Source organism: Nostocoides sp. HKS02, from assembly GCF_009707485.1.
Lineage (GTDB): Bacteria > Actinomycetota > Actinomycetes > Actinomycetales > Dermatophilaceae > Pedococcus.
The window spans coordinates 1,950,636-1,976,049 of the sequence record NZ_CP046121.1; the positions used below are offsets into that span (position 1 = coordinate 1,950,636).

At 69.8% G+C, this 25,414-nt stretch carries 21 protein-coding genes; 12 read left to right on the forward strand and 9 right to left on the reverse strand.

Translation table 11 applies throughout. From position 1 onward, the window contains the following. Positions 1-365: 365 nt before the first annotated feature. Positions 366-782, reverse strand: coding sequence for an alkaline phosphatase family protein (locus tag GKE56_RS09305; RefSeq protein ID WP_230208862.1), 417 nt, complete (start codon positions 780-782; stop codon positions 366-368). 120 nt (positions 783-902) lie between these two features. Here GKE56_RS09305 and GKE56_RS09310 point away from each other — a divergent pair, with 120 nt between their 5' ends. The 4 genes from GKE56_RS09310 (at position 903) to GKE56_RS09325 (ending at position 4,080) form a co-directional block, all read left to right on the forward strand. Continuing rightward, on the forward strand, positions 903-1,304 hold the full coding sequence (locus GKE56_RS09310) for a PPOX class F420-dependent oxidoreductase (protein WP_154684313.1): 402 nt from the start codon (positions 903-905) through the stop codon (positions 1,302-1,304). Between the two features lie 943 nt (positions 1,305-2,247). Continuing rightward, positions 2,248-2,589, forward strand: coding sequence for a hypothetical protein (locus tag GKE56_RS09315; RefSeq protein WP_154684314.1), 342 nt, complete (start codon positions 2,248-2,250; stop codon positions 2,587-2,589). Positions 2,590-2,689: 100 nt separating this feature from the next. After that, the gene (locus tag GKE56_RS09320; protein WP_154684315.1) at positions 2,690-3,307 is read left to right on the forward strand and encodes a TetR/AcrR family transcriptional regulator; all 618 of its coding nucleotides are present in this window, start codon (positions 2,690-2,692) and stop codon (positions 3,305-3,307) included. Then, positions 3,304-4,080: a maleylpyruvate isomerase family mycothiol-dependent enzyme gene (locus tag GKE56_RS09325; protein ID WP_230208864.1), complete on the forward strand. Its 777-nt coding sequence runs from the start codon at positions 3,304-3,306 to the stop codon at positions 4,078-4,080. Before GKE56_RS09320 ends, GKE56_RS09325 begins: the two co-directional genes overlap by 4 nt. Before the next feature lie 147 nt (positions 4,081-4,227). On the opposite strand, the gene GKE56_RS09330 is transcribed toward GKE56_RS09325, so the two are convergent. Continuing rightward, positions 4,228-4,743, reverse strand: a complete 516-nt coding sequence (locus tag GKE56_RS09330) for a hypothetical protein (protein ID WP_154684316.1) — start codon at positions 4,741-4,743, stop codon at positions 4,228-4,230. A 657-nt stretch (positions 4,744-5,400) separates the two neighbouring features. On the opposite strand from GKE56_RS09330, the gene GKE56_RS09335 reads away from it, so the two are divergent. Next, a complete protein-coding gene (locus GKE56_RS09335; RefSeq protein WP_154684317.1) occupies positions 5,401-5,655 on the forward strand; it encodes a hypothetical protein in 255 nt (84 codons plus the stop codon). 137 nt (positions 5,656-5,792) lie between these two features. Here GKE56_RS09335 and GKE56_RS09340 read toward each other — a convergent pair whose 3' ends face one another. After that, the gene (locus GKE56_RS09340; protein WP_154684318.1) at positions 5,793-6,608 is read right to left on the reverse strand and encodes a hypothetical protein; all 816 of its coding nucleotides are present in this window, start codon (positions 6,606-6,608) and stop codon (positions 5,793-5,795) included. A 906-nt stretch (positions 6,609-7,514) separates the two neighbouring features. Further along, a complete protein-coding gene (locus tag GKE56_RS09345) occupies positions 7,515-7,913 on the reverse strand; it encodes a hypothetical protein (protein WP_154684319.1) in 399 nt (132 codons plus the stop codon). Between the two features lie 272 nt (positions 7,914-8,185). Here GKE56_RS09345 and GKE56_RS09350 point away from each other — a divergent pair, with 272 nt between their 5' ends. Beyond that, a complete protein-coding gene (locus GKE56_RS09350) occupies positions 8,186-9,655 on the forward strand; it encodes an ATP-binding protein (protein WP_154684320.1) in 1,470 nt (489 codons plus the stop codon). On the opposite strand, the gene GKE56_RS09355 is transcribed toward GKE56_RS09350, so the two are convergent. Both GKE56_RS09355 and GKE56_RS09360 read right to left on the reverse strand, forming a co-directional pair. Beyond that, positions 9,642-10,244: a hypothetical protein gene (locus GKE56_RS09355; RefSeq protein WP_154684321.1), complete on the reverse strand. Its 603-nt coding sequence runs from the start codon at positions 10,242-10,244 to the stop codon at positions 9,642-9,644. The two genes, GKE56_RS09350 and GKE56_RS09355, sit on opposite strands and share 14 nt — an antisense overlap. Then, positions 10,241-12,133 carry a hypothetical protein gene (locus GKE56_RS09360; RefSeq protein ID WP_154684322.1) on the reverse strand — a complete coding sequence of 631 codons (1,893 nt, stop codon included), beginning with the start codon at positions 12,131-12,133 and terminating at the stop codon, positions 10,241-10,243. The genes GKE56_RS09355 and GKE56_RS09360 overlap by 4 nt, the downstream gene beginning before the upstream one ends. A 132-nt stretch (positions 12,134-12,265) precedes the next feature. Between GKE56_RS09360 and GKE56_RS09365 the strand changes: the two genes are divergently transcribed. The 3 genes from GKE56_RS09365 to GKE56_RS09375 are packed head-to-tail and all read left to right on the forward strand — an operon-like array spanning position 12,266 to position 14,654. After that, positions 12,266-12,823: a hypothetical protein gene (locus tag GKE56_RS09365; RefSeq protein ID WP_154684323.1), complete on the forward strand. Its 558-nt coding sequence runs from the start codon at positions 12,266-12,268 to the stop codon at positions 12,821-12,823. After that, a complete protein-coding gene (locus GKE56_RS09370; protein ID WP_154684324.1) occupies positions 12,823-13,989 on the forward strand; it encodes a sensor histidine kinase in 1,167 nt (388 codons plus the stop codon). The genes GKE56_RS09365 and GKE56_RS09370 overlap by 1 nt, the downstream gene beginning before the upstream one ends. Further along, positions 13,980-14,654, forward strand: a complete 675-nt coding sequence (locus GKE56_RS09375; protein WP_154684325.1) for a response regulator transcription factor — start codon at positions 13,980-13,982, stop codon at positions 14,652-14,654. Before GKE56_RS09370 ends, GKE56_RS09375 begins: the two co-directional genes overlap by 10 nt. A gap of 72 nt (positions 14,655-14,726) precedes the next feature. On the opposite strand, the gene GKE56_RS09380 is transcribed toward GKE56_RS09375, so the two are convergent. Both GKE56_RS09380 and GKE56_RS09385 read right to left on the reverse strand, forming a co-directional pair. After that, entirely contained in the window at positions 14,727-15,188 is a 462-nt protein-coding gene (locus tag GKE56_RS09380; protein WP_154684326.1) for a hypothetical protein, read from the reverse strand. 169 nt (positions 15,189-15,357) lie between these two features. Continuing rightward, positions 15,358-15,711, reverse strand: a complete 354-nt coding sequence (locus GKE56_RS09385; protein WP_154684327.1) for a response regulator — start codon at positions 15,709-15,711, stop codon at positions 15,358-15,360. A 1,041-nt stretch (positions 15,712-16,752) separates the two neighbouring features. Between GKE56_RS09385 and GKE56_RS09390 the strand changes: the two genes are divergently transcribed. After that, a complete protein-coding gene (locus GKE56_RS09390; RefSeq protein WP_154684328.1) occupies positions 16,753-16,971 on the forward strand; it encodes a hypothetical protein in 219 nt (72 codons plus the stop codon). Between the two features lie 425 nt (positions 16,972-17,396). Here the strand turns inward: GKE56_RS09390 and GKE56_RS09395 are convergent, their stop codons facing one another. Then, entirely contained in the window at positions 17,397-19,331 is a 1,935-nt protein-coding gene (locus tag GKE56_RS09395; protein WP_154684329.1) for a hemagglutinin, read from the reverse strand. 822 nt (positions 19,332-20,153) lie between these two features. Between GKE56_RS09395 and GKE56_RS17445 the strand changes: the two genes are divergently transcribed. Both GKE56_RS17445 and GKE56_RS09405 read left to right on the forward strand, forming a co-directional pair. Continuing rightward, complete coding sequence (locus tag GKE56_RS17445) at positions 20,154-21,413, forward strand: DUF2442 domain-containing protein (protein WP_230208865.1); 1,260 nt, start codon at positions 20,154-20,156, stop codon at positions 21,411-21,413. Between the two features lie 1,622 nt (positions 21,414-23,035). Further along, complete coding sequence (locus GKE56_RS09405; protein WP_154684330.1) at positions 23,036-25,369, forward strand: GAF domain-containing SpoIIE family protein phosphatase; 2,334 nt, start codon at positions 23,036-23,038, stop codon at positions 25,367-25,369. Positions 25,370-25,414: the final 45 nt, after the last annotated feature.

Below are 25,414 nucleotides of genomic sequence, written 5' to 3' on the forward strand. Positions count from 1 at the left end.
GCCTACGGTCAGCCACCGATCCGCAGAGTTGGTGCACTGGCCACACGGGAGAGCACCATTCCACCGGCTGCTGCCCCGCCGCTGCCTGAGGCGAGCATGGCCCCGCCGAGCCTGGTGCCTGTCGGCTGGTCGGTGCGCTCCGGGCTCACTGGCCCGCGGGCGTCCCGTCCGCGACCAGGCGGACCAACGGGCGGCTCAAGCCCCATTCGTGTGTCAGTAGGCCGGGGAACCCGAACAGGGCAACGCTGAGGACGAAGTTGAGGACAAACGGGGAGAAGCACGACCCAGAGGAGAGCCCAGGCCCGGATGTCCGCTGGAAGGGGTGGGACGTTCATGATCAGCCGCGCGGGTTCACATCCTGGGTTTCAGCCGAGGCCGGGGTCCTGGCGGCGGGGTTCGCCAGTGTTCGGGTCAAGGAACAGCTTGCGCGCATAGTGGCCTGAGGCGAAGTCGAACATGCCCGTCAGGGGACCGGCGAGCGCGTCATAGGACCCGCCTCCGAGGCGCTGGCCGCGGAGCCAGTTGTCCTCGACGAAGCGGATGATGGAGGTCTGGTCTGTCAGCGTGTGGTCGACGTGGTTGACCCGGGCCCACGGCGAGATGACCAGCAACGGCAGGCGTGGGCCGTACCCGCAGCGGCCCTGGTATCCGCCGAGCCGCGGCGCCTCGGTGCCGCACTGGCCCGGACCGGTGCGCCCGTCGTGGGCGGTTTGGGAGGTGTTGCGGATCGGCGACGCCTGGTGGCCGCTTGGCCGGTCTCCAGGCCGAGACCCCGTCGCCACGGCGACGTGGACGAACTGGGCCTGCTGGCCTGCCGGGATGACAGTCGTCCGGCCCTCGAGACCGGCACGACCTTCGACGCACCGCGGGCGTGGCGGGGCCCCTCCGGGTAGCGTCGCCTCGTGCCCAACGAGACCACGCTCGATGACCTCGCCGACGAAAAGTTCGTCTCGCTCACGAGCTTTCGCAAGAACGGCGTCGGCGTCCCGACCCCTGTCTGGATCGGGCGTGACGGCGATGCCCTCGTCGTGACGACACCGGTCGGCAGCGGCAAGGTCAAGAGGCTGCGTAAGAACCGCACGGTCGAGCTGCGGCCGTGCAGCCGCCGCGGCACCGTCGAGGAGGACGCGCCCACGGTCAGGGCCGTGGCCGAGGTTGTCGAGGGCGACGCTGCCATGCGCCGGCTCGACGAGGTGCTGAAGCCGAAGTACTCCTTCGAATACCGCGTCGCCATGAGCATCGAACGGCTGCTGCGACGAGGGAGCCCTCAGCGGGTCATGCTGCGCATCACTCCGGTGGGCTGACCGCACCCTCGGTCGCGTCGGCAGACACGGCTTGACCCTTCAGGATCGGCCTCTGTCATGACCCCGTGGCCACGCGTGCTCCCTCGCCGCCACCCAAGCTCGCGGAGACGACGTTCACAATGCAGACAACGACACCCCCGATCGAGAGCGGGCGGGGGTGCCGCGCCCACACCCCCATACCCCAATGTGCACCCCGACACCCCGGCCTGACCCTCCCGAGTGACTGGGGGTATGGCTCTACTACCGTGTGCGCGGGGCGCGCCGCCTCCCTGCCCCCCGTAGGTTGAGGCGGCGCGTTCAGGGGCGACGCGCGTCTCCCGGCCTTCACACCAGGAGGCGCGCGTCGTGCACGCCACCCTCGGATCGGACGGGGGCGCTCAGGGCTGGGCTTCAATCATGTGCGGAGCCGCCGTACGCAGATCGGCAACGCCAGCCCCTGAACGGCTACGGCAAATGATGCAGCCACACCGTCGCCGTCGTCTCTAGCATCGGGCACACAACCCTCGGCACGACGGTGGGTCGCGCCGGGCCAGCCGGATTTAGCGGGCGAGGCTCCACAGGTATCAGCGTTTGCGCAGGTCAGCAGACCTTCCGGCCCAGGCATCGAGCAAACGCCGTCATCTGTGTGGTCTACATCTGGCCGGTCGGATCTCTGCTCGCTTGCTTGGCTCAGTTGCCATGTGACGACTAGATGTACTCACGCCATCGTGCTCGCGGCCGCGCACCGACGAAAGCCTTCCGTCTCGTAGAGATGTTTGGCGAAGCTTCCGGCCTCCCCCGAATGACTCATGGCGAGCTCCCGTCCGTCCAGACGCTCGTACTGTCGACACTCACAAGGTTGTAGCCGTTGGCGTCACGGGTCGGCGGTAGGCGGGAAATGCCAGCCTCGATCGCGTGCTGCGGCTACCGTGGCCGTTGAGCGGCGGCTTTCGAGGAGCGATGCGTGGGCGTAGACGGCGAGCGGTTGGCCGAGGCGAGCGGCGCGCGGACGCTCGCCTCGCTGGTCGCCGCTGTCGCCTGTGCAGGCATCGCCCTGTCTCTCACCGTCGCAGCTGGGGTCATCACGTTCGGGCTCTCACAGAGTTATGGCTTCGGGGCAGGCTGGGACCGGTCGGCCTTCATGATGACGGGCGCTGCCGGGGTGTTGGCTGGCGCCGCCCTGGGCGCCGCAATCCGCCTTGCGCGACTGCGTTTGCGAGCGCTGCCCGTCATGGCGGGGTGGGCGGCGCTCGTATTCGCCGTGGGCTACATCGCTGGAGTAGCCGGCAACGGTCTGAACCACTAGCGCACTAAGTAGCTCAGCCATGCATCTCTCGGCTCGAAATACCTTCTGTCGTCCGGACTCCCGTTGACGAGAGGCGGCTCCAGGGTAGACACTCCTAACAATGTTAGGAGAAACGAACGTCGATAGGGTCTCGCGTCGTCGTCAAGGCACGCGAAACGAAATACTCGACGCCGCCTGGGCGGTGGTGCGTGAGTCGGGCTGGTCCGGGCTCACCCAGCGCAGTGTCGCGCAGCGAGTGGGCATGCGCGCACCCTCGCTATACGGACACTTCGACTCCAAGCTGACGATCATTGATGCGATGTTTGGCCAGGCGTGGGCGGAGTTCGACGCGACTGCCGCGGTGCAAGAGCGCGACCTACCTGACGACCCGCGCGCAGCGCTGCTGACGGCCGCGACGACCTGGCTGGACGCGATGGCAGCGGACCCGGAGCGGAACGCGCTGATGAACCAGCGACCCGTCCCCGGCTTCACGCCCAGCGCCGAGTCCTACGCGTTCGCCGTCCAGGCGATCGAGCGCCTGCACCGCCTCCTGAACCGTCTAGGCATCACCGACCCCGACGCCGCTGATCTGTGGACCGCGATCCTCGCGGGCCTGGCCAGTCAGCAGAACGCCAACGACCCCGGGGGCCAGCGCTGGCGCCGGCTCCTGCCCCGGGCCGTTGACATGTTTCTCACCGAAGTCCGACCGGATACAGCACGCAGGAAGAAGGCCCGATGAACGCCACAGACCATCAACCAACTGGGACCGGGCCGCGTTGGCCACGGATGGACCGCGACCTTGCGATGCGGCTCGCGACCACGGAGTACCAGCGCTTCCTCGACCTGCTGCGCTCTCTGTCTGGAGACGACTGGACCAAGCCCACCGACTGCGCTCAGTGGGACGTCAGAGCGATAGCGGGCCATACCACCGGCATGGCGCTGATGGCGACCGGCTTGAAGGAGACCCTCCGGCAGTCCCTGATGTCCAAGCGTCGCGGCGGCGTCCCCCTGGATGCCCTCACGGCCCTGCAGGTCGAAGAACATGCCGACCTCACCACGGGCGAGCTCGTCGACCGGTTCGCCGCGATCGGTCCCCGGGCCGCACGCGGTCGCATGCGAACTCCCGCCCTCGTACGTCGAATGAAGCTGCCGGACCCCCAGGACGTCGCGGGCAAGACCGAGCACTGGACAAACGGCTACCTCATCGACACGATCCTGACCCGCGACCCGTGGATGCACCGAATGGACATCTGCCGAGCGACCGGGCGCGCACCGGCGCTCACACCCGACCACGACGGTTTCCTGGTCGCCGATGTCGTCCAGGAGTGGGCCGACCGGCACGGCCGCCCCTACCAGCTGCACCTCACCGGACCGGCCGGTGGCAGATTCTCCAAGGGCAACGACGGGCCCGAGCTGACTCTGGACGCCATCGACTTCTGCCGTGTCCTATCCGGACGCACCACCGGCCACACGATGACCAGCGACCTCCTCGAGGTGGCGGTGCCCTTCTAGGGAGAGCTAGGCGTACTTGGGCAAGTTCGCGAATCGACCAAGGGTGGTGTGCCGCCGAATGGTGGCCGCTCAGGCCGTCACATCCAGGCGGCGTGAGGGCGCCCGCCCAGGATTCAACCGGGGCGGGCGTCAAGCTTTCTCGCTTGCCTAGCCGCAGGTGAGACTGAACTTGTCGAAGTTGACCGTGACGGTGCCGTTGGCGTTCATGACGAACACGGCCGTGTCGTGCGCGGAGATCGTCGAGCCGTCCGACCCGGTTGCATGGATGGTGAGAGTGAACGCGTTGTTCGTGTTGCGCTGGTTCATGTTGAAGTTGCCCCACGCGGTCGCGTGTCCGCTGTAGGTCACTCCGGTCCCGTCATCAGTCCCGAGGATGGCGCCCGTTTCGGTGAAGGTGGCCCACACCTCGTCGCTGGCCGTGAAGAAGGTGACGTGGTTGACCAGGTTTCCGGTGAACTGGATGCCCTGGCCGCCGTTGAACGTGTCACCGGTGCACGGGTTGGTCGCCTGCGGCTCAAGAAAGACGCCATGCACGTTAGTGGTGGACGTGACGGTCTGACCGTTGGGACTGGCGGCAGTGGCGGGTGCCACCACCGCGGTCGCTGCAGTCAGGCCTATCGCGATCGGCAGACCCAGCCGTCGCACCAGCTTCGTTGCGCTCATGTAACTCCCCCGTTCTGCGGGGTCGGCCCCGCCCAACCCCGACCATGTTCCGTCGATGGAAGGAAGCGGCGACCGCATTCCAGTCGCTACCTTGGGTGACCGTAGTGCCGGAGCGCGGGCAGTAGATCATGCGTTCATACGAGCACATGCCCGTTATTTGGCCGTAGTCGATAGGGCCGCCGAGAACGACTCGAACGACCCGTTTCGCGGCCCGACGTGCAACGACGCCGGTGCAGGCAAGGTCAGTGACGGCCAACTTCCCAAGTTGCCGGGACTTGCGACGGCCTTTCACTCTGACCGGGTGTGCCCCCTCTGATTGCGGTGTGATTATTCGGCGACAACAGACTGCGTCTTCGACCTGGCTGGAGTTGACCAGCGCACGCATCCCTCATAGTTCGGCCCGCGCCAGTCGCCTCTGACGGCGGGCCCGTCGAGGGTGCCGACCCGACCGGCATGTCGCCGTCAAGCGCGTCCTCTTCGTCCTCGTGGTCGCGGGTCGCGTCGGCGTCAGCTCGCCTCCATCGGGTCCGCACCCGCCGAGCAGCCTCCTGCACGTCAACGCCCTCACAAAGTCCACGACGTCGCCCGCTCGGTCGCGCTCGCAAGGCCCCGCAGCAGCTGGTTGCGCTTTGCGCGAGGGCCCTCACAGTCCACCCCATGACACTCGAACCCAATGCCACAGACGCCGAGCCGACTAACGCGGTCTGCCCCGACTGTGGCCAAGAAGGCAGCATCACCAACGTTCAGGAAGTCGAACAGGAGCACATCTACCCCATCTTGGGGTTCGACCCCAACGGTGAGCCTCGCTACGGCCCGCGGGTCATCACCTGGACCGTCTACACGCTCAACGAAGCCCGGTGCGACCAGTGCGGTTGGGAGGACGACTTCGACCACTGGCTCACCAACCTCTAAGACGCAAGCCTGACCTGACCCCACCCGGACGTACCCGCCTCACAGCGGGTACGTCCTAGTCGTCGCGGGCGAATCCCAGCCCGAGCACGACCACCCGTGCGCCTGCGCGCGCCTAGGGCGGGGCATGCGATGGGTCGTCAGTTGGTAGCCGCGGGCCGACCGACCCAGACCGTCGGGCCACTCGTGTCGAGGTCGGGGCCGTCGACGACCTGCACGTGCGGGGCGTACCGGTGGACCGCCTCCGTGAGCGCGGCGCGCTGCGCGGGGTCCAGTCCGTTGGCGAGACTTTGGTAGGGCAGCCTGGGCGAGGGGCTCCCTGCCTCGCCGGCAGGACCGCCCTGGAGCATCGCCGCCAGATCGGGACGAGTCCTGCGCAGCTCCTCCAGGGCCGCCGGGTCCACCGAGGACACGTCCACGGCGTTCGGGGCGTAGGGCACCATTCCCTGGACCTGCGGCAGCTGGGCCAACCCCGGCGTAGCCGTGCTTTGTGCCGGTTCGGCCGCCACCACCGCGAGCGCCGGTTGCCTGAAGCGGGGGGAGCCCACCCCGGGCCCTGACTCCAGTGCGCAGCACACGACCAGTCGACGCAGCTGGGCCCAGGGGACCACCTGGGCCCGCCGGTCGCCCGGCGCCATGCCGAGGCCGCTGAGGTACAGGCCGCCGGGTCCGGCGGCGAGCAGCGGCACCGAGGCCGCGCGCACGCCTGGACGTGCCGCGAGCCCGGCTCCGCCAGCCACCAGACCGCCGATGGCGAAGCCGACGAGGGATAGGTGGACGAGCGCGACGACGGCAAGAGTCGCGCCGAAGGCGGCGCCCAACACGGGAACCATGATTCCTGCGGCTGCGCTGCCACGGGGCATCTGGAGGACGAATGCCGTGGGGTCGCCTGCCGTCGCCGACATCGGAGATGCCCCTGCGCCGGTCTGGTCGAAGGTCACGGTGAACCGCTGCATACGCCCTCCCGCGTGGATCGAGTCGCTCGGAACGGTACCGGGCGGGGGCACCGACGAACTGGGCGAAACGGGAACGATCGTACGAACGGCTGAAGGGCGCCACGGATAGTGCCGCGGGGTGCGTTCGGCAACCGCGTAGTAATCGGGGTGGCGCTGCGGCCCAGACCAGCGATTTGCGGGCACACGAACCACATTCAGTGGCTGCGTTTTACGCCATGTCCGTAGTTCGGCAAGGGCGTTGGCATATGCGCCGTACTCATCCTTGGGCTGTGAGAAACCGGGTCGGATCCAAGGTCATGCGTCCATGCTGTCGGGGGTCTTCACCGGTCGAAATGTTGGACCGCATGGTCATCCGGACCAGCTTAGGGCCGTGGCCCGAACGCTGATCGCTCACCTACGCGACGCCCCGGAGTATCTGCCGCCAGTCGGGCTGGTCGCGCACGCCACCGCCGAGCCCGGTGGTCCATGACCCCGGACCGGCGGTCCTGCCGGAGCCGAGGCTGCGGGCTGGGAGTGCGCCGACACCAACAGGGCGGTGGGCACGCGTCCGACGACGAGGGACGGGTGATCTAGGCGCTCCTGTGCGTGCTGGAGGCGCCCGGCAGCAGCCAGCAGCGCGCCGACCCTGACCGTATGCGCCATGCTCAACGGCATCAGCGACCCGTCCTGAGGCAACCCGACGGGGCCGCCGACCTGCGCTGACTCTCCACCCGCGTCCGGGCCGCATCAAGGGCGCTGTGAGGAGTCTCGCTCTTGTGTCCCGGAACGCATCTGTTCCCACCGGAATGCTCCCGCCGATCCGTGTGGGGGGTGTAGATCACCGTAGGGGTCTGGTCGGAGCGCGGCGGCCACGCCGGGTCGGGCTCAGCTCGCCGGTGGGAACCGCGCCCGAGGCTGGAGGGTGACTTACGCGTGGGCGATGCGGGTGCGGCGGCCGCGAGCTGCGGTCAGGGCGCCTGCGGCGGCGAGTGCCGCACCGCCGACGGCGCCCAGACCGATCTGGAGGTACTGAAGGGTGGGCCCGGCGTTGCCCGCGACAGATACCGTCGAGGTCCCGGAATGGGCGTTGTTCTGGTGCGGCCAGGTGTTGTAGGACGGGGGGCCGGGGTTGTACGGGCGTGCGGCAGGGTTCGTCGAGGCGGCGACTCCGGTCGTCCACGTGTTGTACACGGGAGGTTCCGGCCTGGCGGACGCGGGGCCGGCCAGAGCGGCAGCGAGAACGGCGGCGGCGCCGAGGCTGTATGCGCAGCGGCGCGGCGTAGCGCCCAGAGGGCTCCTGGGCTGCGGCAGGTAGTGGCTGTTCATGGTGCGCCCCTTTCGTGCGTGGTTTTGCGGATGACTTCACGGTAGGAAGCCGGGGCCGGGGCCGTCGTCGGGGTGCGCCCCCCTTTCCGCCCAGTCCGGTGCGTGCTGGCCCGTAGGTGGCGCCGGGTCGTCTCTCTGGGCCGCGTTGGGTCTGCGTGTCACTATCAGGTCATGGGGGTCGGGACCTCGGGGCTTCTGGTGTGTCTTTCGCGGCTGGCTCAGCGATGCCGTGCAGCGCTGAGCCCGCGGGCTTGCCAAAGGCGTGGTGCCTGATGGCGCCGGACGAGGTCCTGCTCGACACCGTAGGCGTGGCCTTCGTCTGCGCTGGCGTGGTTGTCGGGTCGCGAGGTCGCCGTCGACGCATGGCTCTGCTGCTGTTGGCGACCGGCGTCACGTGGTGGCTCGGCGGTCTGGGTGACTGGGCCCTGTTCTGGCATCGGGGGCCGCTGACCCACGCGCTGCTGGCCTACCCGACCGGGAGGTTGCGTGGGCGGGGGCCGCGGGTGGTCGCTGCGGGCGGGTACGTCCTGGCGGTCGCGGCCCCGCTGGACCGGTTCGCGGTGGTGAACGTCGGGATGGCCCTGTCCGTGGTTGGTGCCGTGACCTGGTCCGCGTTCGGCTCCCAGGGTCCGCAGCGCAGCCAGCGGTGGCAGGCTGTCGCAGCCGCCACGGTGGTCATGGGCGTCCTCGCCGGCGGAGCGCTCGCGCGGACGCGTGGCGTTGGCGCGCAGCCGGCGGCCCTGCGCACGTACGAGCTCGGACTGGTCCTCGGCGCGCTGGTGCTTGCCGGTGGTGACGTGTGGGACCGGTGGAGCGAACCGACGACGACCCGACTGGTGGTCGAGCTGGGGGCGGCCCCTGCCGGTGGACGGATCAGCGGGCTCGTGGCCGACGCCCTGGGTGACCCGTCGGCGGAGCTGTTCTACTGGCTGCCGGACGGGGGCGGGTTCGTGGACGAGGCGGGTCGCGCGGTCCCCGACCCGGGTGCCCGTGCTGCCGGTGCGCAGGTCACCGAGCTGGACCACGATGGGGAACGGGTCGGGGTCCTGGTCCACGACGTCGGGGTCGGGCAGGACCCGGAACTGCTGGCCCGAGTGGCAGCGCTGGCCAGCCTGGCCGTTGCCGGGGTCCGGTTGCGGGCCGATGTGGAGGCGCAGCTGGCGGCCGTCGAGGCGTCACGCCGCCGGATTGTCACCGCAGGCGAGCTTGAGCGGCAGCAGCTGGCCGCCGAGGTGCGCCGCGGGGCTGCGCGCCATCTGGAGGTGGTCTCGGGGCTGCTCGCAGACTCTGGCCACCCGGACGCTGAACTCGCGGACGCCACGGCGATGGCTCAGCGGTCCCTGGATGCGTTCGCCGACGGCATGGACCCGGTCGCCGGCTCCGACAGCGGCCTGGCCGGGGCGCTGGCCGAGCTCGTCCGGAACTTCCCGGTGCCGGCCACTGTGGCGCTGGAGGGCGGCCCGAGCTCTCCGTCGGCGGAGTCGACCGCGTACTTCGTGTGCGCCGAGGCCCTGTCCAACGTCGGGAAGCACGCCGCCGCCTCACAGGTGTCGATTCGCGTGGCGGCGACCCCTGGGTGGGTGCGGGTCGTCGTGAAAGACGACGGGGTCGGCGGCGCGACACCGTGGGCTGGCACGGGCCTGGCGGGGCTCCGGGACCGGGTGGAGGCCCTCGGCGGGACCCTGACCGTGCACAGTCCCGCGGGTGGTGGGACTCGGGTGGAGGCCGTCATCGGCGCTTAAGCGCGTCGGCTGGAGGCGGGCACCGGCGGCTGAACCAGGCCAGGCTCGGGGTGCGGCTGACCTGGCGGAACGGCTTGATCCAGAACCGTTCCGGAGAGAACGGGTCCAGTGTGAGGACGCCGCGGTACAGCGTCCAGCGGATCAGGTCCACGGGTTCGCCGACCTTGGCGTTGGCGTTGTTCGGCGCGATGCCGCCGGCAGCCAGGGTCGGAAGCGTGATCACGCCGGGGCCTTGGCCGGTGACCGAGTGGATGGACCAGGTGCACGCGTGGGGCGACTCCTGGCCCTGGACGTTGATGCCGTGGTCGAAGACGAACACGAAGTGGCCGATGTTCTCGTCGAGCGCATCGGGCGAGCCGTGGCTGAGGACCTCGGCCGGGCTCACGTCCGAGACGTAGGCCCCGTCCAGGGCCGCCAGCTCCCGCCCCCCGGGCTTGCTCCCGGTCGTTGACGGGCGCATCTGCTGGGACTTGTTGGTCGTGACCGTCGCTGCGCTGTTTCCGCACCCCGCCAGTGCCAGCGCACACGTCAGCCCGGCCGACACTGCAAGGACGACCACACCCGGACGGGTTCGCGGGCCGGGGTTCATGGCGTCCCGACCCTGGCGAATGGCTGAAGGACCATCGGGGTGGGTCCAACGCCCAGGGACGTGTCGCGGCGCAGGGTCAGCTGGTTGCGGTAGATGTTCCAGCGCATCCCGAACACCTCGCCGCTCTCGTTGCGCATCGTCAACGCATCGCCGGCGACGCTCAAGGTTCCCCAGTCCTGGCCGTGGGTCAGCGGGTTGCGCTGGTCGACCGTGTAGCGGTCGCCGTGGAAGGTCAGGGTGAGCGTGCCCCAGTTCTGGTCGTTGATCTCCTCGGCGTCGAGCAGCAGTGGGCTGCTAGCGAGGGCCTGTTTGCTGTAGCTGGTGCGCCAGGCGCCTTCCAGCGGGCTTGGGATCGCGAACGCGGCCGGTGGCGGTGGGCACCGTCGGCTCAGGGCGGCCGACGACGGGGTGGCGTTGAGCCGGTGCCAGGGCCGAGCGCGGAAGTTCGACGGTGAGTTGTCGTCGACGGCCTTCCCGGGGGTGGTGGGGGCGACCGGGCCGAGGGTGAGCACCCCCTCGTACAGGCTCCAGCTGAACACGAAGTGTTCGCCGGGCTTGTTGAATGCGCCGGTGGGAGCCAGTCCGCCGCCGCCGGAGATGTCCCACACCATCTGCTGACCGCGCAGGGTGTAGCGGCCGTACCCCCATGTGCACGCGGTCGCGTTCTCCTGGGTGAAGGCCAGACGCCCCCGGTCGAGCAGGTACACCCAGTGGCCCCAGTTCTCCGGTACATAGTCGCCATCGGCGGGGCTGGTGGTGACTGTGTACACCCCGTCCAGGGTCGGCGAATCGCTGGAGCCGCCACCCGTGCCGGACGTGGTGGCACCGCACACCGGTGCCTCGGCATTGGCCGCGTTCTCGTACCCGGCGCGCAGCGCGCTGATGTGGTCGATCTCTGCGGCGGTGGTGCGGTCGCGCCGCAGCTCGGTGGTCACCGGTGCCAGCGCCGTGCGCAACGCGGCAAGTTGGGCTGCTGTCGCCCGGACGAACCGCACGTTGCCGCGCCGGCACAGCATGGTGATGCCGTCCGCGGCGGCCGCGGCGTTGGCCTGGGTCGTCGGGTCCACCGCCAGGGCTGCTGCCTGCCGCAGGATGCGTTGGTCCGCTGGGGCCAGGCGGCGCAACGCCGTGGTGTTGGCGAACAGGACCAGCGGTCGCGGGGACAGGTTGACGTTGGCGGTGATGGTGCTGCCGGGTGGGTCGTACTGGTTGCCGGCGACGCTTTCGGTCTGCTGTTCCAGGCCGTCGACGCCGGTCATGGCCGCGCCCTCGAACGCGCTGGGGACCCCTACGGCACCCAACGCTCGCAGGACTTTCTGGCCGACCACCGACGGTGACAGGGCGATCCGCGCCCCGCGGTAGTCGCCCGGCCCGACGAGCTCGTGGCTCAGCCCGACCGGTTTGCGCATGGGCCCAGGCAGGATGCCCAACCCGGTCAGCCCCAACGGCCGCAGGCCCGCGAGCATTGGACCGGTCAGGTCGCTGCTGTCGAGAACCTTGGTCTCGAAGGCGAGGCTGTCGACCAGCAGGGGCGCGTCCAAGGCGTCGAACGAGGTGACGCCAATGGTGTCGAACGCCCGAGCCGGAACCAGACCCAGAGTGGCCTGGCCGTCGGCGACAGCCTTGATCGCGTCGGGTTCGGCTGAAAGTTGGTGCACATGCCACTTCGACGCCGCGCCTTGCAGCACGAGATGGCCATGGCTGAGACGGGTCACCGTGTCGACGTAAGCGCGCATCTCATCCCCACGTGTGCTGATCGCCGTGACCACCACCGGCGCCGGCGCCAGGTCGCCGCCGGCGCGGTCCCCGGTCAGCCGGCACCCGCTCAGCCCCACGGCCCCCACGGCTCCCACGACCAGCCCGACGGTCCACGATGACAGCAGGCGCATGGCGTCACCTCCCGGCAAACCACGATAGGCACCGGCGGTTGTACACGCATGCGTGCCAACTCGTAGTTGTGGTGGCTGGGCTACGTCAAAGGGACGAGCGGTGCCGATGACCCCACCGAGGATGATGGCAGGGTGCGCGCAACGCGGACCGTTTCGCTGCTGCTCGTGGTCGCCGGCGGGCTGGCCGCCGCGCAGACGGTCAGGGTCGTGCGGGCCCAACCCGAGGTCACCTACGCCGACGCCAGCGGCTGGCTGCTGGTGCTGGAGCTCGGCGCCGGCTTGGCCGTGGTGGGCGCGGGCTCGGTCACCACGCTGCGAGCCCCAACCCGCACGACGGGCCTGCTGGCCGTGGCGGCCGGCGTCGCGTGGCTGACCCGGGAGTGGGGCTCTCCGTCAGCGGGGTCGTCGCTGGCCTTCACCACCGGTCTAGTCCTGGCGGGGGTCGCCCCGGCCCTGCTCGCGCATGCTGCCTTCCGATTCCCCGGGGCACCGCGGGTGGGGCGGGCGGTCATCGTCGTCGGGTACGCGGTGGTCGTGGGCTGGCAGGGCGTGGCGCCGGTGTTGTTCCTCGACCCCGTGGCCGGGGGTGCGCGCTGTGCCCGGCCAACCTCGTGCTGCTGGCGGACCGCGCCGGGTGGGCGAACGCGTTGGAGCGCTCCGGGTTGTGGGCCGGGGCCGGGTGGGGGGTGATGGCCGCCGCGAGTCTGGTCTGGGTCGTCGCAAAGGCGTCGCCGGCCTGGCGGCGCGTCGCGGCGCCGTTCATGGCGGCGGTCGCCGCGCTGCTGGTCGTGACCGTTTGGGGGGACGTGCGCACGGCGTTGAGCTGGACCCCGCAGGCGCTGGTGGACGATCGGCTGTGGGTCCTTGACGCGGCGATGCTGACCCTGGCCGGCGCCGGGCTGCTGTACGAGCGCGTCCACGCCCGCCAGGTCAGGGTGTCCCTGGCCCACCTCGCGGTGGACCTCGCCCGCCGCGGACCAGACACCGGTCTCGTGCCGACCTTGGCGCGAGTGGTCGGCGACCCGACCCTGACCGTGCTGTACCCGCTGGAGGACCAGACCCTGGTCGACGCCGTCGGGAACCCCGCCGAGCTCCCGCCCGACCTGGCACCGACCGTGCTGTCGCGCGCCGGCAAGCCGATCGCGTACCTGCTGCACCGGCCCGGGGCACTTGACGACGAGGTGGCCATGGCCGAAATCGGCACCGTTGCCACGATGTCGGTTGACCACGAGCGACACCAGGCCCTGTCGCACGCGCACGTGGCCGCGCTGCGAGCCTCCCGAGCCCGGATCGTCGCCGCCCGCGACGCCGAACGCCGCCGCCTCGAACGGGACCTGCACGACGGTGCCCAGCAGCGCCTGGTCACCCTGGCCCTGCTGCTGCGCCTGGCCCAAACAACCTCACCGGCCGGCAGTGCCGACACGGCCCTGCTGGAACGGTGCACCGCAGAGGTGACCGCAGCGCTGGACGAGCTGCGCGGGCTGGCCCACGGCATCTACCCGGCCGCGCTGGCCGACGAGGGCATCGAGGCCGCCCTGCAGGTGCTCGCCGAGACAGCCCCGCTGACGCTCGACACCGGCCCCATCGCGGATCGGCGCTACCCCGAGCCGGTCGAGTCCACCGCCTACTTCACCATCGCCCAGCTCGTGCGGCACTGCGTCCACGACCAGGGATGGCTGTCGGCAACCCAGACCGATACCACCCTGCGCTTCGAGCTCGACATCGACGGCGACGCCCCCACCCAGGAGACCGTTGGCCCGCTCGAGGACCGGGTCGGCGCCCTGGACGGCCACCTCACCCTCGCACGACGCGCAGGCCGTCTCGCCACGTTGGTACTGGAGCTGCCATGCGAGTGATCGTCGCCGACGACGAGGCCCTGCTGCGCCAGGGCCTGACCGCCCTGCTCGCCACAACCGACATCGACGTCGTCGCCACCGTCGGCGACGGACGATCGTTGACCCGCGCCGTCGACACGCTGCACCCCGACGCGGTCCTGGTCGACATCAAGATGCCTCCCACGCACACCGACGAAGGCATCCGCGCCGCCCTCGACATCCGCCGACGCCACCCCGACACCGGCGTCCTAGTGCTCTCGCACTACCTCGACTCCCGGTACGCGATGCGACTGATCGAAACCCGGGAAGGGTCCGTCGGCTACCTGCTCAAGGAACGCGTCTCCGACCTCGCCGTGCTCGTCGAGGCGTTGCACCGCATCGCGGACGGTGAGTCGGTCGTCGACCCGACCATCGTCGCGCGCCTGATCAACCGGCGCCCCAGGTCACCGATCCAGCGGCTGTCCGAGCGGGAACGCGAGATCCTCGCCCTCATGGCCGAAGGTCAGTCCAACGCCCGCATCGGCGCCCGGCTGTTCCTGAGCCCACGCACCGTCGAAGCGCACATCGGGCACATCTTCGGCAAGCTCGACCTGGCCCCCTCCGACGACTACCACCGCCGCGTCCTGGCCGTCCTGGCCTACCTGCGCGGGGTCACCCCACCGGTTCAGGACGAGACCCGCGCCTGACAGCGGACTCGGACTGCACGGCCCGCAGGGGCGGACACTCACGGTCCCCGGCCGCAAGTGTCCGCCGCCCCGCTAGCCGGTGGTCAGGACGGTTCCGGTGATGTTCCCGAATCCCTGATCGCCGACCCTGGCTCCGGTGTCGACCCCTTGCCCACTCAGCTCCGCGCACGCGCCGGTGCCACCGTGGATCTGCACCGGTCCGGTGCCGGTGAACCCGGTGTCGGTGAAGGTGAGGAGCACGTGCTTGAGCATGTTGAACGTGCCACTGCCGTCCGCGCACGTGTACACCGTGTGAATCAGCAGATTCAGCCCATTGGAGTGGCTGTTCCCCGCACTGGGCGCGAAGACGCTGACGTCGTCGGCGAACGTCCCGCTCGGACACAGTGGACCGGTTGCCGTGAACGCGGATACACCCGCGGCAGGGATGATCGTCTCGGTGATCGTGAACGGCTGGGGCGCACCGGACGCGTTGGCGGTGGCCGCAGTCGCGGCATTCGCCGCGACCAGACCAAGGAGCGCCGCGGTCAGGCTCACCCGCGCAAACCGCGATGAGCGTGGCAGTGTGAGCATCGCATGTACCTCCTGTCAGGCGTTTTTGGACGGTCTAAGCCTTGACCGGCCACTGGCTCTGGATCATCCGTGTGACCCTCGTCCTGTGCAGGCGCTCGTTTCGGGTTCCGCTGTGGCGCCGGGCCGATGGGCCCTACTCGAGCAGCGCCCTCACGGCGGCGCCGGTCAGGTCCTCCTTCGCGACGAACCCGCGCGCCGAGCTCCGCTCGAGGCGCCCCCCGTATGCCGTGGCGGGCCGGCTGGAGACCAAGATGACCACCACCGGTGCACCATCGAGAGCAAGCCGGCGACACACCTCGAACCCGTCCATGTCGGGCAGTTGCACGTCCAGCAGGACCACCTCCGGCGCGAGCCTTCGCACCGCAGCCAGCGCCGCCGCCCCGTCGGCGGCCTCCCCCACAATGGAGAAGCCGCCCGCCTCGAGGAGACGGCGCGCCGTGAGGCGGAACTGCGCGTCATCGTCGACGACCAGCACGCCAGCACCCATACCTCGATCTTTCCACCAGCGCCCCAGGACCACGTCAGGGCTGGCACTAGGCCACGTCATGCCGCAGCGCGAAGGCTCAGTCCGGACCGCGGTCAGGGTCATCGAGAGGTGAGCCGGTGCTCCTCGGCGTTGGCGCTGCCCTCCGAACGCGACAGCTTGGCCATCAGGAGCCGGTGCTCAACCGCGTTGGCGCTGCCATCGGTTCCCAGTGATAGGCCTTGGTAGGCACTCGGAGTATGCACTTGGTGGTGAGGGGTGGGCGCCGGGCGGGGTCCCAGTCCCATCGCGGACGTGGGTGCGAGGGACACCGCGAGCATCAGGCAGGCCGATGCGGCGCTGCGGTGCCAGATGGTTCGTGTTTCGTTGGGCTTCATGACGACTCCCCTGTTGAGCTGGTGCCGACCCACTTGTCGGCCCTGTTCACGGTAGGAACCCATCCGGGCCCTGCCTTCCGAGCGGACACCGCTAAACCGCACTGCCTCTAGGGGCTGACACGTACGTCTGCGGACGGCAAGGGACAGGCCCGGCAGCGTTTGAACAACTGGACCAAGCGACCACTTCTGGGGCGCCGCAGCCACAGTGGGGAATCTGACGGCGCCTTGGCAACGAGCCCACGTTGGCCAGGCGCGAAAGGACGACGCCCGCATCAGGCTCGTGCATTCGGGATGACCACCAGGGAGTCCGCGCGGGTCTCCCGGACCGCCACGGATGAGCAACCGTCGGAAGCACACGCGGGCAGCAGCGACCCAGCCAGGACCCGGCTGCTCGAGCTTTCGAAAGTGTAAGAACCAGACCCACGGGCACCCCGGCACGACTCCGCAAACGACGGGCCCCACCGACGACTGTGCTGAGGCAAGAACGTTGCCCGACGGCGGTTCACGGGTACACCCGTGGCCGACGTTCGTTCCTGACTGAGGCACGCCACTGGGGCTCCAGCGCGAAGTCGGCTGAGCCCAGAGATGGGCCTATTGCCCACTTCGGCCCTTCGGCGACTGTCCTCGCCAAGGGCGCAGAAGGCGCCCTCTCACGAAGGAGCAACAGATGACGTACAACCAGCCGAGCCAGGCCGGCATCGAGAACGCGTCCGCGGATGTGTTCGCGGCTGCGCGGTGGTTCGGGTCACTGTGGAACAGCAGCGCCAAGGCAGTCTCCCTGGATGAGATCGAGTGGCAGTGCAACACCTGGGGTAGCGGACACGGCCGAGGAGACTGGCTCGAGACCGCGAACTTCAGGTCGCTCCCGTCTGCCCGCAGGGTGTAGATGTCGGAGCGGCCCACGGACCCGAGGTAAAGGCGGGTCACGATCCGGGTGCCGTCCGGAGACCAGGCTGGTGCCGCCGCGAACGTCTGCCCTCCGGCTGCGCGGACCGGCACACTGGCCAGCCCGGCCCACCCCGGCAGGGGACCGGGGCGGAGCAGCTCCGTCCCCGGCGTACCGGGGCGGCAACGAAACGCTAGCCCCGTACGGACGTGGCAGGATCCACCATCAGCCGTACCGCCTCCCGCCGACGGCCACAGTCAGCGACGACGTCTGGAGGGGATCCGGCCGCACCCGGAATCGGGCGTGGCCCAACCACCCCTAGCGGGCCAGGCCCGACACCCGGACGACACCGGGCGGGCACCTGTGCTGCCGAGCGCTCAGGCCCGGCAGCACAGCCTCAAACGATGGAACTTGTTGGTTGTGGACTACGGGCTCGAGACGGTCCCGCCGTTGGCGATGGTCAGGCTCGACGTCTCCTGGCAGCTGGCTGGGATGTCCCGCTGCCCGGGGTTGGTGCTCGAGTAGCTGACCGACCACGAGAAGCTGCCGCTCGCACTGAAGGCCGTGCTGTTGGCCGTGCCCACGGTCTGCGGCGAGGCTCCCGCAACCGCCACCCCGTTCGGGGTGCTGTACAACGCGGTGCCGGTGCAGTCGCTCGTCCCGTACAGCGTGAAGAACACCTTGCCGGCCAGGTTCCCACCGGCTGGCGCACTGATCGTGGCCGAGTCGTTGGGCACCCAGGTCTGCCCGGTGCTCACCGACGACGCCACGGTGCTGACGACGACGTCCTCAGCGGTGTCCGTGCACGTCGTGTTGTGGGTCGTGCCGTTGGTGTTCGGCGAGCTGCCGGTGTAGCTGGCTGCCCAGTGGTAGGTGCCAGGCAGTGTCGGCACGAACTGCGGGTTTGGTGTGCTGTAGGTGCCGTTCCCGCTCACCGCCACCGTCGCTGAGGTGTACGCGACGGTCGAGCAGTCGTTCGGGCCGTACAACGTGAACGTGATGGTGCCGCCCGCGGCCGCTCCGCCCGTTCCGGTCAGGTTGATCACCGGGTTGGCCGGCTGGGTTGCCGTCCCACCCAAGGTGGCCGTGTCGGACACGGCGTTGCCGAGGATCACGCCTGCGCTGGCTGTGGTGCCCAGACTCGTTGGTACCGGGTTGACGGTGAAGCACTCACCGGACGAGGAGTCGCTCGAGCCGGGGATGCCGTTGGCCGAGTCGCCGGTCCAGGTGGCTCGCCAGCAGTACCGGCCGGCCGAGGTGACGTATCCCGTGGGCGAGACCACTGTGGCCGGGTAGGTCGTCCCGGTGAGGTTCGTCGAGCCGACCGAGGTGCCACCGCTGGTGCACAGTCCGGGAGCGTCCACCTTGCACAGCGAGAACGCGACCGAGCCGGTCGGCGCAGCGGTGCCGCCGGTCAGGCTGACGACGGCCGAGTCCTTCACCGATGCGACACCGGTGCCGATGGACAGGCCACCGGACGGGATGGCGGTGCCATCACCCTGCTTCGGGGTGGTGACGGTGGTGGAGGTGCAGTTGGTGATGGGCGGTGCGTTCTTGAGGATGGTGTCCTTGTAGTCCGCGGAGTCGGAGTTGCCCGTCACGGTGCTGGGGATGGTGTTCGCGAACGACTTGCACGCGGTGCTGCCGCCGAAGATGGTCGCGGTCAGGTCGACCGCAGCCTCGCCACGGAACCCGTCGGGGCTGTAGGCGGCTTGGGACACCGACGCGTCCAGCGTGGTCCCAGTGCTGAGGGTCAGGTTGGGTGCGGTGCCGGACCAGGTGCGCAGGATCAGGTCCTTGCTGCTGCCGCTCTGGTCCCACAGGATCATGAAGTCGCCGGCCTTGCGGTTCGCCCACGGGTTGCAGTTGGCGATGAGCTGGGCGTCGGTGGCGGTGTCGTAGGCGCACCCTGCCGGTGCCGGGTTCTGCATGAACTCATACGCGATGAAACCGCTGCCGCTGTTGGCGTCGCGCTCCCACGCGAAGTAGAGCCAGTCGTGCTGGGTGCCAGTGTCGCGGGCGGTGCCCAGCCAGGCGCGGCGCAGGTCGACCTGCCCGTTCGGGTTGGTCAGCCCGAGCATCGGAACGGCAGCCGAGTTGATGACCCCGATCTTCGTGGTGCTCGAGTTGATCGGGCCCAGCTCCTTGACGTTGCCGAACCCGTCGGGCAGCTCGGTGGTGCCGGCGTCGGGCACGTTCCCGTCGATGCTGTACGGGCCGCTCGCGGCGAACGCCGTCAACGGTCCGGTCAGTGCCCCTGCGACGACCAGTGCGGTCACGGCCAGTGCGGCCTTGAGCCGGGTCGGCCTGCGTAATCCCCTGACGCCGTCCCCTGCAAGGGCGTGGATGGTTCGCGCCATGGTGACTCCTCCACTCGGATGCTCCCGACCCGGATGTCGCGCCGGGAGGGCATTGCGGCGGCGGTGCGGAACCGCGGCTCGAACGCGCCAGACACCCCAAAGCCCCTCAAGGCCAGAACGACGGGTCGCTGCGCAAGGTCGTCGTATGCCGCTCACCACGGTAGGCACCAGCCAGCGTTAGCGGGTCCGTCAGAACGCGCAGTACACCCGACCCAAGCAGACCCCGATTCACCCCTTTTCGGACCACCCGGCGGCGTTCGGGCAGGGCCCGGTGCTCGCAGACCCGCCTACCAGGAGGCAGCGGTGTGGCCGCAGGCCGTGAGACCCACGGGGCGCTGACCCGGTGCGATCAGGCGCCCGGGTCGGCGCCCGTCACAGCACGGCCAATCCCAGGAGCCACCCTGCGGGGTGAGCCGGACGCGACTCATCGCCGTGCCGTGCGTCGATCTTGCACCAGCCACCTACGCTCACGTCCGGGCTGGCACGGGTCAAGTTCGCGCACCGGGCCGGCGAGTCCCCCTGTGAGCACGGCCCGGCTCACCGGGACCCCAGCCGATGCTCCTCGGCGTTCGCCCGACCAACGAGACAGCTTGCGCGCTGTCTCTGACGATGGATCGGGGCGCACTGTCCGATGGGTGGCCGTCGCGTCCCTCGCGCACGTGAAGGACCCATGAGGCCGAGCCACGTCAAGCTGTCGCAGCCTGGCTCGAGCGTCCTGCCCATCAGCCCCAGCTTTCTCCGTGGGTGCCACCTCGGGCATCGCTATTCCTATGCCCCGATGACGCGCGGTGCCGTGTCCGGCCCGTCCGGCACCATGGGACCGTGAGCGATGCGGAACTGCCTGTAGAGGTGACCGGGGTGCGAACCGGCCCCGGGTTCGTCCTCGAGTTGACGTTCGCCGACGGCGCGTCCGGGTCTTTTGACGTCGGCCCATACCTGTGGGGGCCGGTGTTTGAGGTGGTGCGGTCCGATCCGCAGGTGTTCGCGACCGCCCGGGTCGACCCCGAGATCGGGACCGTGGTGTGGCCGGGTGCTGCGGGAGGTGAGGGCGTGGACCTGGCCCCGGAGTTCCTGTACGACCATGCGGTGTTTGGGGAGCTGTACGACCACGACCCGCGCGCCGACCCGGCCGAGTGCGTCTTCCACGCCCAAAGAGACCTCGCCATCGCAGCCATGCCCGGCGCGACGGTCGAGGCGTGGCGGCGACACCAGATGCTTCAGCACGCGGACGCGGCGCTTGCCGAGCTCAAGGCGCAGACCGGCGAGGCCAGGGCGTGGGCGTGGGCGCAGTGGCACCGCGCCTACGACAAGAAGCTCACCGACTGGGAGCACCCGCCGGCCTGGCTCGAGGACGACGTGCCCGCGGCGCCCCGAGCGGCGATCAAGGCCTGGGCGCCGCCGCGGCCCAGCTATGAGCAGCGCCGGCTCGTTGTGGACTGGGCCGCTTACTCCAACCCCGGCCCGGGGGCCGTCGTGGTTGCCCACCGCGCGGCGTACACCGAGAGCACCCCAGGTGTGGACACGACGCTGTACGCCGGTGACCGGGTGCTGCTCAGCTCGGGTACGCACCCGCCGACGCCCGCCGTCGTGGCGACCGACACCACCGGTGCGGACGTTCCGGTGGTGGTGCTGGCGCACCCGGTGCCGGAGGTGTCCACCTCGCTGCAGTCCCTGGACGACACGGGGATGCCGTGGGTGTTCGTCGACGAGACCGCCCATCCGCGCGACATCGTGCCCGGCAGGGTTGTGCGTGTCGGGGACGGACCGCGGGTCCGCGCGTGGGCACAGGTCGTCGTGCCCGCGACAGTGGTCACCGCGAGCCTCGTCCACCTTGGCCTGCTGCCGGTGGTCGTGTCGGACGACTCGCTGCCCCCGCACCCGCAGGGCGCGACCGTGTGGTCCACCGACCCTGGCAACGACAGCATCCAGCATCCGCTGAAGGTGGGCGACCTGGTCGCAGAGCGGGACATGGGCGACCCGCCCGGGACGGAGCTGCCGTCCAGGGTCACGTGGGTTCAGTCGGACCCTGACCGTTTTGGCGGGTGGGTGTATCGGGTGTTGCCGCTGATCCCGCCGACGTAGCGTGGCGTCCCCTAGGGTTTTCTGTGCTTTGCCGGCATAGTGCGGGATTCCGTTCGGCTCGGTCACTGATCGATACACACTCATCTCCGTGGCGGGAACGGTCACTCGCTCGGTGGAACCCGGAGGACGCATGAGTGAGGCAAGTTCAAGAGGGGCGCCAGGACTTCACGTGTTCAACCGTCTATGGCTCTGATGACTTTGCTGAGGTTGGTTGCCCGACGCTGGAGACGCCTTCCTTGTGGAGAAGGTTGGCCCCCAGCTCCACGGCTCTGCACTCGTGGCTTGCAGGGAGCTCAAGACCCCCACCCCGGCCGTGGATCCGCGCGGATCAACGGCGCAGAGGGCCCAGTGAAAGCAGACGGTCGCACGTAGGGTCGCCAACGCGTGGAGCTCGAGGAGGGATGGGCTCGTCGATGGTGGGGTCGCTCCGACGACCGCCGGCGACGCCGTTGCGCTGCGCTGCGAACGGTCAGTTCCCGATGCTGGCGGATGACGGCGGCAGGTGTCCGTGCCGCGGGCCCTGCCTGTCTTGGGGGCTAGCGGCGCCACGAGCTTGACCTCGTTGTCGCTGCCATCGAAGCAAGCGAAGTCGGCGACACTGTGGTCGCGCCAGCAACTGCGGTGACCATTGAGCCGGTAGCGGGTTCCGCGGTCACGTGATCGGGGTTGTCGTGGGCGGGTGGCAATGTGCGGGGTATGGCTGGAGAGTTGGTTCCGGGTTGGTTGGTCGTGCCGGAGACGGTCATTGAGGCTGGCGCGCTGGCCGAGCGGGCGTTCGGCACGCTGCCCAGGCTCGTGGCGGTGGACTGCGGCCTTGGTTCCGTGGGCTGGGAGCTTTCGATCCCAGTGCTGGTGCCGGTGCCGATGTACGTCGCTGGTCGCTTTGCTGTGCAAGGTTCGGCGAAGCGGCCGTGGAGGTTGCGTGAGGCAACATTGTCGCCGGACTGCAGCGCGGCGCAGACTGGTCCGGGTTTCCGGTTGGGATTCGAGACTGGCGGAGTTGGGGGTGGGCCCGTCGACGAGCTTGGGGCTGCGCTAGCCCGGGCATGGAAGGATGCCGCGTGGCCTGTCTGGGAGACCATGGCGCTGTTGGGTGCCTTGGAACAGGTGCGATGGTGGAGTGATTTGGCGGATCGGGGGATCCTGTCACCGACGTGGGTCGGGCGAGCCCTGATCGATGTTCGTCCGAGGCTGGCGCAGCTAGCTGCCCTCTACGCCCCCGTTGGTCCGGTGCGAGAGGTGGCTGAGCGTCTGGCGCCTGGGTGGTTGGGGACACCCGAAGACCTCCTTGCTGCTGCCGCGGCAGTCGCCAGCTAGCGCCTCGAGGGGTACGCCGCCTTTACGGGGTGTGTCCCATTCCGGACCCGTTGGGGCCCTGAAATCCTTACGCACTCTCATGCCGATGAGCGACTTCTCGCTCTGGGGCTGGCCTGCTCGGCTCATCGACTGGTTCTAACCATCGACGGCTGCACGGCGAGATCGGGTGCGCCCCTTGTCTTCGAAGGCAACTACTACCCGCAGGGGCTGGCGCGCACTACCGTCGATGCATCAGGTCCGAGCTTCCAAAGAACCCGGCACGGGACGGCTACGTCGGTTGCGCAACAGGCCATGCGGGGAGCGTGATGTTGAAGGGTGAGCCCACAGACGGCGGCGCGGCGGACGACGCGCAGCTGTCGCAGGAGCGTCTGATGACGGTCCTGCGGGCCTTTGCTGCCGCTCCGGCGAGCGAGGAGTTGCCGAGCCTGGTGCTCTCGCAAGCGGTGGAAGCCCTGCACGCTGCCGGCGGCGTCATCGCTCTCGTGGACGCGGACATGGTCGAACCCTTGGTGAGGCAGGGCTACACCCGCTCGGAGCTGACCGCATGCGGGCCGTTGCTGCCGGGAGACCGGTCGCTGCCCCTGACCTGGGCGGCAGCCACCGGCGAGCCGGTGTGGCTGGTCTCGCAGGCCGATGCTGCCCAGCGGTTCCCGCGCATCGTCGAGCTGGTCCCCAGGGACGAACGGGCCTACGCGGTGCTCCCGCTGCGAGCCGCAGGAGCCGTGCTCGGCGTCATCGGCGTCAGCTGGGTCGAGCCGCACGCCTTCAGCGCCTCGGACCGAGAGCTCCTGCTGGGGTTGGCCGACATCTGCGCCCTGCACCTGCAGCACTGGCGTCGCCTGGGAGACGCTCGCACCGACAAAGACACGTCAAGCGGCCGGTCGTCTTCATTGGGCGTCGCGCTGGCGCCGCTCGTGCAGGCGCTGACCGGCTCAGACACCATCGAGGACCTGGCCCGAGCCATCGCCGAACAGGGCGCCGCAGCCGTCGGCGCCGCGTTCTCCAACATCGCAGTGGTCGAGCGCGGGCCAGCCGGGGACACCGCGCGGCTTTACCACAGGTCCACCCTGGTGCCGCAGGTCGCCCAGCGCTACCAGACCATCCTCCTCGACTGTTCCACGCCCCTCGGCGCGGCCATGTCCGGGCGCGGCGAGGTCTGGCTCGGCGACCTGCCCCAGGTGGGGGCGCAGTTCCCGCTTCTGCTGGCCGACACTTCGGCGGTAGGGCTGGCCGCGACCGCGTCACTGGCGTTGACCGGACGGGCCGGCGAGGTGATCGGCGCGCTCGGCCTGGGCTGGGACGCCCCACAGACCTTCCCGGCCGCGCAGTGCGACGAGCTGCGGGTATTCGCCAAGCTCGTCGCAGACGCGCTCCTGCGGGCACAGCTGCTCGCGGCCGAACGCGCGGCGCTGGAACGGTCCGAGCGGCTGCATCATACGTTCACCGCGCTGGTCGCCTCGGCCTCGCTCAGCGAGGCGATCGAGGCGGTGTTTGTCGACGGCACGGCGCCGTACGACGCCGCTGCCGCGCGGCTGGCCCTCGTCGACCACGAGCACCCCGACACCCTGGTCACCATCGCCGAGATCGGACTACCCGAGGAGGATCTCGAAGCCCTCTGGAAGCCCCCCGTCGGTGCGGCGCCCTGCGCGCTGGCCGACGAACGCCTCACCGCCGCAACCGTATACCTCTCCACCCTGGACGACCTGGCCGTGGCGAACCCGGACACGAAGGCCGCACTGGAACGCGCCGGCCTGCGGTGCTGGGTCGGGCTGCCGCTGCGCAGCGGGTCGCACACACTCGGCGCCCTCGTGCTGGCGTTCTCCCGGGAAAACGCCCTCGGACCGAGCGACATGACCGCGCTCTCGGACCTGGGCGCAGCCCTGTCCGAGGCCATCCGCCGCGCCGTGGACCGTGACAGCGACCACGACCTGGCAGTACTGGTGCAGCGCAGCCTGTTGGCCGAGCCGCTGCCGGACCTGTGCGGGATGCAGGTGAGCGCGAGCTACCTGCCTGCTGACGCCCGCTACGGCATCGGCGGCGACTGGTACGACGCCATCGCACTCCCCGACGGCCGGACCCTGCTGATGATCGGTGACGTCGCCGGTCATGACACCAGTGCGGCCGTGGCCATGGGCCAGATCCGCGCCGCAGCCCGCGCACTGGCCCCCACCCACGAACCGGCGAGGCTGCTCGAGGAGCTCGACCGGTTCGTCACAGCCGCAACCAGCCAGACGATCGTGACAGCCGCCGCCGTGCTGCTGGCCCCCCAGCAAGGCAGCCTCACCTACTCGCTCGCGGGCCATCCGCCCCCGATGCTGCGCAGACCCGGCTCGAAACTCACCCTCCTGGAACAGGTCGACCCGCCCCTGGGCGTCATGGTCGCCACCCGCGCGCAGCACACCATCGAGCTGAGCCCGGGCAGCGCTCTGGTCCTCTACACCGACGGGCTCGTCGAACGACGCGGTGAGTCCATCGAGGCCGGTCTGCGCCGACTCGCGGCCGCCATCGACGACGGCCCCGCCGGCCATGCCGATGCCCTCTGCGCCTCGCTACTCGACAGGTGCATGCGCGACGTACCGCGCAGGGACGACACGGCCCTCCTCTGCGCCGTCATCGAGCCGCACGGGCCACCGAACTGACGGTCCCCGAACCTCCTCACGCCACACTTGAGAGCCGCTACCCCA

What these genes read in the sequence shown, in the direction of transcription:
- GKE56_RS09320 (WP_154684315.1), top strand. Translation starts at nt 2,690, where the DNA reads ATGTTAGGAGAAACGAACGTCGATAGGGTCTCGCGTCGTCGTCAAGGC.
- GKE56_RS09325 (WP_230208864.1), top strand. Translation starts at nt 3,304, where the DNA reads ATGAACGCCACAGACCATCAACCAACTGGGACCGGGCCGCGTTGGCCA.
- GKE56_RS09330 (WP_154684316.1), bottom strand. Translation starts at nt 4,743, where the DNA reads ATGAGCGCAACGAAGCTGGTGCGACGGCTGGGTCTGCCGATCGCGATA.
- GKE56_RS09335 (WP_154684317.1), top strand. Translation starts at nt 5,401, where the DNA reads ATGACACTCGAACCCAATGCCACAGACGCCGAGCCGACTAACGCGGTC.
- GKE56_RS09340 (WP_154684318.1), bottom strand. Translation starts at nt 6,608, where the DNA reads ATGCAGCGGTTCACCGTGACCTTCGACCAGACCGGCGCAGGGGCATCT.
- GKE56_RS09345 (WP_154684319.1), bottom strand. Translation starts at nt 7,913, where the DNA reads ATGAACAGCCACTACCTGCCGCAGCCCAGGAGCCCTCTGGGCGCTACG.
- GKE56_RS09350 (WP_154684320.1), top strand. Translation starts at nt 8,186, where the DNA reads ATGGCGCCGGACGAGGTCCTGCTCGACACCGTAGGCGTGGCCTTCGTC.
- GKE56_RS09355 (WP_154684321.1), bottom strand. Translation starts at nt 10,244, where the DNA reads ATGAACCCCGGCCCGCGAACCCGTCCGGGTGTGGTCGTCCTTGCAGTG.
- GKE56_RS09360 (WP_154684322.1), bottom strand. Translation starts at nt 12,133, where the DNA reads ATGCGCCTGCTGTCATCGTGGACCGTCGGGCTGGTCGTGGGAGCCGTG.
- GKE56_RS09370 (WP_154684324.1), top strand. Translation starts at nt 12,823, where the DNA reads ATGGCCGCCGCGAGTCTGGTCTGGGTCGTCGCAAAGGCGTCGCCGGCC.
- GKE56_RS09375 (WP_154684325.1), top strand. Translation starts at nt 13,980, where the DNA reads ATGCGAGTGATCGTCGCCGACGACGAGGCCCTGCTGCGCCAGGGCCTG.
- GKE56_RS09385 (WP_154684327.1), bottom strand. Translation starts at nt 15,711, where the DNA reads ATGGGTGCTGGCGTGCTGGTCGTCGACGATGACGCGCAGTTCCGCCTC.
- GKE56_RS09390 (WP_154684328.1), top strand. Translation starts at nt 16,753, where the DNA reads ATGACGTACAACCAGCCGAGCCAGGCCGGCATCGAGAACGCGTCCGCG.
- GKE56_RS09395 (WP_154684329.1), bottom strand. Translation starts at nt 19,331, where the DNA reads ATGGCGCGAACCATCCACGCCCTTGCAGGGGACGGCGTCAGGGGATTA.
- GKE56_RS09405 (WP_154684330.1), top strand. Translation starts at nt 23,036, where the DNA reads ATGTTGAAGGGTGAGCCCACAGACGGCGGCGCGGCGGACGACGCGCAG.